This is a genomic window from Moritella sp., from assembly GCF_033791185.1.
Taxonomy (GTDB): Bacteria; Pseudomonadota; Gammaproteobacteria; order Enterobacterales; family Moritellaceae; genus Moritella.
Genome location: NZ_JASJHF010000054.1, coordinates 1 through 8227, shown reverse-complemented (window position 1 = coordinate 8227; position 8227 = coordinate 1). Strand labels below are relative to the sequence as shown.

The 8227-nt window shown below is 40.7% G+C and carries 7 protein-coding genes and 1 pseudogene; 2 read left to right on the top strand and 6 right to left on the bottom strand.

Annotation, left to right across the window (positions count from 1 at the left end; translation table 11 throughout):
• Positions 1–250: 250 nt before the first annotated feature.
• The 3 genes from hutC to QNK26_RS03365 all read right to left on the bottom strand — a co-directional run bounded on the left by hutC (position 251) and on the right by QNK26_RS03365 (position 3609).
• On the bottom strand, positions 251–955 hold the full coding sequence (gene hutC, locus QNK26_RS03375) for a histidine utilization repressor (RefSeq protein ID WP_319220853.1): 705 nt from the start codon (positions 953–955) through the stop codon (positions 251–253).
• A gap of 180 nt (positions 956–1135) precedes the next feature.
• On the bottom strand, positions 1136–1609 hold the full coding sequence (locus QNK26_RS03370) for a pyrimidine dimer DNA glycosylase/endonuclease V (RefSeq protein WP_319220852.1): 474 nt from the start codon (positions 1607–1609) through the stop codon (positions 1136–1138).
• A gap of 479 nt (positions 1610–2088) precedes the next feature.
• Positions 2089–3609: an aldehyde dehydrogenase family protein gene (locus QNK26_RS03365; RefSeq protein WP_319220851.1), complete on the bottom strand. Its 1521-nt coding sequence runs from the start codon at positions 3607–3609 to the stop codon at positions 2089–2091.
• Positions 3610–3727: 118 nt separating this feature from the next.
• On the opposite strand from QNK26_RS03365, the gene QNK26_RS03360 reads away from it, so the two are divergent.
• On the top strand, positions 3728–4657 hold the full coding sequence (locus tag QNK26_RS03360) for an AraC family transcriptional regulator (protein ID WP_319220850.1): 930 nt from the start codon (positions 3728–3730) through the stop codon (positions 4655–4657).
• Positions 4658–4891: 234 nt separating this feature from the next.
• Entirely contained in the window at positions 4892–5683 is a 792-nt protein-coding gene (locus QNK26_RS03355) for a hypothetical protein (RefSeq protein ID WP_319220849.1), read from the top strand.
• 155 nt (positions 5684–5838) lie between these two features.
• Here QNK26_RS03355 and QNK26_RS03350 read toward each other — a convergent pair whose 3' ends face one another.
• The 3 genes and pseudogenes from QNK26_RS03350 to QNK26_RS03340 form a co-directional block, all read right to left on the bottom strand.
• A complete protein-coding gene (locus QNK26_RS03350) occupies positions 5839–6285 on the bottom strand; it encodes a universal stress protein (RefSeq protein ID WP_319220848.1) in 447 nt (148 codons plus the stop codon).
• 183 nt (positions 6286–6468) lie between these two features.
• Positions 6469–7815, bottom strand: coding sequence for a hybrid-cluster NAD(P)-dependent oxidoreductase (locus QNK26_RS03345; RefSeq protein ID WP_319220847.1), 1347 nt, complete (start codon positions 7813–7815; stop codon positions 6469–6471).
• Positions 7816–8021: 206 nt separating this feature from the next.
• Positions 8022–8227, bottom strand: a pseudogene (locus tag QNK26_RS03340) (hydroxylamine reductase); the annotation flags it as partial.

Below are 8227 nucleotides of genomic sequence, written 5' to 3'. Positions count from 1 at the left end.
TTATAAACCTTTATTAAAAATGCAGGTTTAAATGTATATACAATTAAATAGACAATTTAAGGATGCAGCGCAAGTTCTAAATAGACTTGTTGTGATCTAGTTGTGGTTTTGTTAATTTTAGAATGGTTTTTTATGATGTATGTCGATATTAAACCGACACACTATTTAGCGTAAGAGAGATGTAATAGTTTAGCGTAAGAGTAGGTAATAGTTTAGCGGAATAATTTAATTTGGCGAATAATATGCAGTGCTATATTTCAGCTTTTAGACTTAGTTTGTATCTATCTGCTGGATGATAAAGCAGGGCGACACTAATCAGATCTTGCTTGCTCCAGGTGCGACGATTGAGTAACAAGCATGGTTGCAGTGCTGTTAAATTCAAGTGCTGTTGGATAGAGATGCTTGGCATGACAGCTTCTACAGTATGTTCAACCGAACTTAATGGGCAGTTTTTGGTTAAGTATTCATTGGGTGTCGCTAGGCTGAAATCTTGCGTGATGTACTCTGGTGCAAACTGTGGGTTGACCCAACGCACTTCTAACTGTAATGCGATATCGTCTTCGTAATGTATGATTTCACTAAAGAAAATAGGCGTGTCTATTTTAACACCCAAGCGCATCGCTATTTCATCATCTGCAGGTATTGTCACCTGACGCAGTATTTTATTGCTGTAGGTTTTACCACGCTGACGGATCTCATCGGCAATATTACGAATATCACTCAGGGATGACTCGACCTTTTTCTGGCATACAAACGTCCCTAGACGCGGCGTTCTTTCTAATAGACCTTGGTTGACTAGATCGCGTATGGCTTTATTCACTGTCATCCGGCTGACGTTAAACTGCTTGGTTAACTCTAGCTCTGTTGGGATCTTGCTACCAGGCAGCCAGACGTGCGTATTGATTTTTTCAAGAATGAAGTCTTGGATCTGAATATAGCGCGGCGAACTGTTCATAGTGTCTAACCTTGATAACGTCTAATTTTAATAGCAGTACAATGAAGTAATCAATTAAGCTTAATTGACTATACAAATGATCTATTAGTTGGTGAGAAAATGCAAGTTATTATGTGTGGGTGGGGGTTAAGGACTGAGGACTGAGGGGGAGTTTGCTTTTAAATGTAGGATCAGAAGCGCTTATAACCCTTCGATAAACCAATTTGGCGCCACACGTTTAGTCCACTTTGCAAATTTGGATTTATCCCCGATATAGAAATTTCTGTAGGCACTGACGGCATCGCTATCAACTTTATATTTGTCTGGCATCGCTTGAGGAAAAGCGGTTAGACCAATGGCCGGAAATGAATAGTGACTAATTTCATTTAGCGTTGCTATTGATTTGTGATCTACTTCTTTATTGTATCGATATTTATATTCATTATTGAGTGCCAACGTTAATTGTTTAAGCCACAAAAAATTGTCATAAGACTCTTCAACCCATAATACTGAAGGGTGATTTGAATGCGTCGACTTGTAAGGAGTTATGAAGCCTTTTTTATTTAATGCAGTACAGAGTAGTTGTACACTTTCTAAGATCATTTTCACCACATGTTGATCACAGTGGTATTGTGCACACTTTTGAATGTCATTATCTAAAATGAAAATATTCATTAACGCCTCATCTTTTAGCAATGGGTTTATCGACTGCAAATTTTCAATTTTATTGAAGAAAATTGTAAGTAACCAACAGGTATAACCATCGACGCCTGCCATAGCGTGATATCTAAGTACGTTGGTTTCCCTACCTACTCATAATTCTTAATGAATCTATACGAATGAATATTGAAAAAGGATCAATGTAACTCTAAAGAAAGGGGGAGTTTCAATAAAAGTCTTACTCTGTTCTGGGTTGGGTTTGATTACTTGATACACTCATATGAAGAGGTTAAGTGATAATGGTTAGCAATTTAGATCACTCTTGCTAGTTATAAGACATGAGGTTTGTTTATTTTTAATTATCTTTGTTTGGATTAAAAATACATAAAGACGGAAACAAAGATCTAACTCAGCAACTTAACGATAATGCGATAATGCGATAATGAAATAACCGTTAAGCTGCTAATGGAATAAACTAGAATTAGAAGGTTAAATTAAAAGAAACCAAGCGGGTTAACGTCATAGCTAACCAGTAAGTTTTTAGTCTGCTGATAATGCTCTAACGCCACTTTATGGGTTTCACGACCAACACCTGATTTCTTATAACCGCCAAATGCTGCGTGGGCAGGGTACATGTGGTAACAGTTTGTCCATACGCGACCTGCTTGGATCTTACGACCCATACGGTAAGCTACATTCATGTCGCGACTCCAAACACCAGCACCTAAACCAAATTCAGAATCATTGGCTATCTCTAATGCTTCTGCTTCAGTTTTGAAGGTCGTTACTGCGATCACTGGGCCAAAAATCTCTTCTTGGAAGATACGCATTTTATTGGTGCCTTTAAACAGGGTCGGCTGGATATAGAAGCCGTCTTCATGATCGGTATGCACTTCTTCAATCTCGCCACCGATAAGCAGTTCAGCGCCTTCTTCTTTACCAATCTCGATGTATTTTAAGATCTTCTCAAATTGTTCTTTCGATGCTTGCGCGCCAACCATGGTTTCGGTATCGAGTGGATTACCACGTTTGATCTGTTGAGTACGCTCGATGATCTTAGCCATAAACTGCTCATAGATATCTTCATGTACTAACAAGCGCGATGGACAAGTACATACTTCGCCCTGATTGAAATAGGCTAATACCACGCCCTCGATACATTTACTCAGATAAGCATCTTCATGGTTCATAATATCGGGGAAGAAGATGTTTGGTGATTTGCCACCGAGTTCGACGGTTGATGGAATAATGTTTTCAGCCGCGCATTTTAGAATATGCGAACCAACAGGCGTTGAACCAGTAAAGGCAATCTTAGCAATACGTGTGCTACTAGCCAGAGCTTGACCCGCTTCAGCGCCGTAACCATTGACGATATTCAGTACACCTGCAGGTAATAGGTCTTCAATTAATTCCATCAATACCAAGATAGAGGCAGGTGTTTGTTCAGCAGGTTTTAAGATCACGCAGTTACCAGCAGCCAATGCCGGTGCTAGTTTCCATGCAGCCATTAAAATAGGGAAGTTCCACGGAATTATTTGGCCAACAACACCGAGCGGTTCATGAAAATGATATGAAACAGTATTTTCATCGAGATCCCCAATGCTGCCTTCTTGAGCGCGTAAACAACCCGCAAAATAGCGGAAGTGGTCAACCGCTAAAGGAATGTCAGCAGCCAGTGTTTCACGAATGGCTTTACCGTTATCCCACGTTTCGGCGATAGCGAGTTGGGTTAAGTTTTGTTCTAAACGGTCGGCTATTTTCAGTAGGGTATTAGAGCGAACAGTTACTGAAGCTGAGCCCCACGCATCTTTGGCTTTATGCGCTGCGTCCAATGCAAGTTCGATGTCTAGGTAGTTTGAACGTGGAATCTGACAGATGACTTCGCCGTTGATTGGACTGATGTTGTCAAAGTAGCAGCCGTTTTGAGGCTCTACCCATTGACCGCCAATGAAATTTTGGTAGCGAGGTTTAAAATTAATAAGTGCATCTTTAGTTCCAGGTGCTGCATAGATCATAACTCTTTCCTTTAGTTATTGTTTTGTGCGAGTGAGACACGTTATCATGACGACGTGTCATAAACTGCGCTGGGAGTTCGCAAAAATTGACTGTCAGTCCATAACAAGGAAGTGTGTGATGCAGATATTGTCTAGTCGAGAATCCAATCGAGATCCTGAATTTCAGCCTGAGGTGATGATTGAAAATAAAACCAGTTATGACGGGCCTGAGTCTCAATTAAGTATTTATGATACTTTTCAAAAAGCTAAGCGGGTGGAGTTGAAGTCAGATAATCCGTTGTTTTGCGCCATGATCAGCGGTAAAAAAGTGATGCATAGTCAGGACTCGAATTATGACAGTGATTTTGTACCCCATGAATCCTTTGTATTAGCGCCAAGTCAAAGCGTTGAAATTGACTTTCCCATAGCCAGTTTAGCCGCGCCAACTCGCTGTCTAGCGATTGAAATATCCACCGACCGTATAGCTAAAATAGCTGATAACCTTAATGCTCAAGCTGAAAAGCACAGTGAATTTGGTCCAATGCAATATCAACAGCAGCTATTACATACCCATCATAATGCCCAGACGCAGGCATTGTTACAGCGCATGACAGAGTTATACGCGGATGATGATCCCGATCGTAGTTACATGATTAATTTAGCGGTATCTGAATTGACGGTACGTTTGTTACGCCAGCAAAGTCGTGACTTTATGATGTCGTTTTGCCAGCAGCAACCCGATCACAGTGGCTTAACCATGGCGGTTGAGTTTATTCAACAGCACTTAAATGAAAGTATTGAGATAGACCAGTTGTGCCGTATTGCGTGTATGTGCAGAACCAAGTTCTTCAATCAGTTTAAAGCACACTTTGGTTGTACGCCTTTGGCTTTTCAGCAGCAACAACGCTTGAAGAAAGCAGCTGAATTGATTAAAACGGGGATGCAGATCACCCAAGTGAGTTTTGAACTGGGGTTTATTAGCAGCAGTCATTTCAGTCGTATCTTCAAACGCTTTTACGGTCTGAGTCCAAAGTCATATCAACATCGCCATCATGTTAGCCTGAGTTGACCTAAAATTTAATTTAGGCAAACTATTTAGCATATCGATAGCACGATTTTAGATGCCCTCGCATATCGTCTTTATCATAATAAACAATGAGTAATGTCTTACTATAAAGCTGGCTTATGTAAACTATAAGCATGCCTCACTATTTCTATTTACGTTTTTGCATAATAATCGCCTCATCAAAACGGTTCATCAACTGGATGACTTGTTTTAAAGTTTATTAAGAAGGTTATTATTATGAAAAATTCACCACTAAAATTAACTGGTTTGGTTGTAGCATTATCACTAACTGTAACAGGATGCTCTTCAATTGATCAGGATGACAAACACGCAGCGGCTAAAACAGGCGCTGTGGGTGGTGCCTTATTGGGTTTAACACTCGGCGCACTGACTGGTGATGCCGGTCTTGCGGCTAAAGGTGCTGTCGCAGGTGGTGTGGCTGGTGGTGTTGCTGGAGCTACAGTCGATTTAGAAGAAAATCGTAATAATAAGCGTAGTAGTAGCCGAGATGACGCTATTGCAAATGTTGGTAATCAAAATGGTTCGAATGCAGATAGCAAAGCTGATAGTTGGGAAGAATTAAACAACTTTATGGGGGATTGGGATGTCGCTATTTCTGGTAGTTATGCCGATAAACCTGCTAAAGCGACTGCTAATGCAAGTGGTCAATTAGTCAAAACGACAAAAGCGCAAGTTACTATCAATCAAGTTGAACTAGATGGTGAAGCAGTAGATATCAGTTTAACAACCAAATTTTCGTACAATCCAACGGATGGCTACAGTGCAGTGATCCATAATGAACAAAATAATCAGGAAGTGCATTTTTCAGGGGAGTACCAACCTGCTTTAAATCGTTATAACTTCTATCCGACAAACAGTGATGCGTTGTTTGACAACAGTGTCGCAGGGCAAGACTTTCACTTACAGCTCGGTTTTGCAGGTAGCAAAGTATGGTTTTTAGATACTTACGCAATTGTTGATGGCCAAGAAACCAAGATCCAAAGCTACCGATTTAATAAAAAAAGCTAACCTATCACTGAGTTCACTAGCGCCGATATTTTATACTTGCATGCAATCGTATAACACAACATCGACTTAATAGCCGCGAAATGCGTTTTTTAACTCGATGCTTGTGAGGTCTTAAGTTACTTAATATCAGGCTGCGTAGAGAATAGGCTATCTTATTATTTTTCAAGATAAACAATTAATAAATCAGTGTCGACGGTGTTGGCAATTTTTCGTATTGAAGATAATAAACGACTCCATAAATCATGATGGTGTCCACACACTAATAGATCAGCACCTAATTGATGGATCGCTGTTGTTAATTTCACTTCCAAGTCACCCATTAAAACCAGCGTTTTTTCAACGGGGTAATCAAGCTGTTCGGCTAATGCGCTGAGCTCTGTTTGGTATTGCTCCTTCTCTTTTTCGTCAGTGTCTGTATCTTCGATGTCATGCGACGCTAACCACGGGATGTCCCCCGGACCCGACACTTTCAAATGATGCGCACTAACATAAATAAGTGAAAGCTTAGCATTCGCCTCTCTTGCTAATGAGGTCGCTTTAGCCATCACTATTTCACTGGGGTTAGTTAAATCGACAGCAACTAATATATGTTTATAATTCATTGAGTTTATCCTCTACGATGTATCTTATTAAGAGTAGCAGAGTTAATCTGGTTGACTAGATTGAGGAATAGATAGGGAAACACATAAAATCGAGCTATCGATAAAGCCTGCCACTTCACGATACCTCGATGCTTACTGACCCTGTAAATAAGGGGTATTATGTTATCTCACTCATTAGCTTTACTAGCTGAGTGCGACAGTGACATCTCCTTCAACTGTACTTGAACAGGCTAATACAAACCCTTGTTCAATTTCTGCTGCGGTCAGCGTTTCACTGCTGGTGGACTTCACTTCACCGCTAGTGACTTTACACTTACATGATCCGCAAACACCCGCGCGGCAAGCTCCGATAATTGGCACACCATTGTTCTCTAGTAACTCTAATAGTGATGAACCTTGTGCAACTTCTTTTTCTAGTGCAAAGTCGGGTACGTACAGCATCACACTGGCTGTTGATGCAGCTGATACTTTTGATGCATCTAGTGAAAGGTCATCTTGCTGTTTGTTGTCTGCTGCTGGGGTAAAGCTTTCTTGGAAGAAGTTCGCCATGTCAAAATCACTTTCTTGGGCGATATTCTCTACTGCTTTCATAAAGCCAACAGGACCACATAGGAAGATAGTGCGATCTTGTAAATCTGAATATAACTGCTGAATAACGTCTTTACTCACCATGCCTGTTTGATGTGCTAAAGCAGTGCTGTTTTTCTCACTACTGAAGCTAGCAAAAGCGTCACTGTTTTCCAGTAATAATTGCACTTTGAAGTTGCTGTGTTGAGCGATTAACGTTTGCATCTCAGCATGGAAGATAACGTTGTCTTTGTCTCGGGCGCAATGTAAGAACTCAATGTCTGCATCGCTGTCTTGTGCTAACAATGTTTTGGCAATCGACATGACAGGCGTGATACCACAACCAGCACTAACCAAAAGTAGTTTTGCTTTGTGTTGGCAATCGCTGCTATTGAATTGACCTGCGATGTTTAATGCCGATAAGTTATCGCCGATAGCTAAGTTATCTGCTAACCAGTTCGATACTAAACCGTCAGGTACACGCTTAATGGTTAACCGTAATTGTTTTTGCTGTGGCACTGAGCTAATTGAATAGGCGCGATAATGGGTTTTATCGTCGATATCTACCGCTAATGTCACGAATTGACCCGGTTTAAAATCAAATAAAGTTTGGTCTGCAGCGGCAAAGGTAAAGCTTAATGAGTCATGGGTTTCTAATTCACGCTTAACCAGTACTAGTGACGTGGTTGCAGGTGACCATGTGGTTGGTTTTACATCTGTTTTAAGAACTGGTTTTGTAGCTTCGCCACCAAGTGAAAAACTCAGTTTTGGTGTTGCAAGCTTTGAAGAACCTGTCGGCTTACTACCACTAAGCGCAAAGTTAAGCTTAGGGGGCGTTAGTTTGGAAGTTCCTGGTTTAGAGGTAGTAGGTTTAGCTGCTTTACCCAGACCTGAACTGTTTAATTTAAGGGGCTTAAGTGCAGGGGGGGTAAGCGTCGATGAAGGCGTTTTTGAAGAAGACATGAATTGCACCTATGGCTGTAATTATTAATGGTGATTGTATTTCTAAGACGAATGCAGCTCTAAAATCATGAGCATTGATTAAAGTAAGTCGACTGTTGTTGGCATGGATGCCAACCTCTGTTCTAGAAATAATCCCCATGAATGGGTTTACGGCGTGTCGAACGTCTTTAACCAATGCGGCTTATCACCGCATTGATCAGCGAGTGCTATTTACCAGCTAACATAGTCACTAAATCAGTTTCAGCGTCACCAACACTGCGCATATCAAAGTTATCTTGTAGCGCTTTAATCAAGTTGTCAGTTAAGAACGCAGGAGCAGTAGGACCGGTATAAATACCTTTAATGCCTAAAGCGAATAACGTTAATAACACCACAATTGCTTTTTGCTCGAACCAAGATAAAACAATGCTTA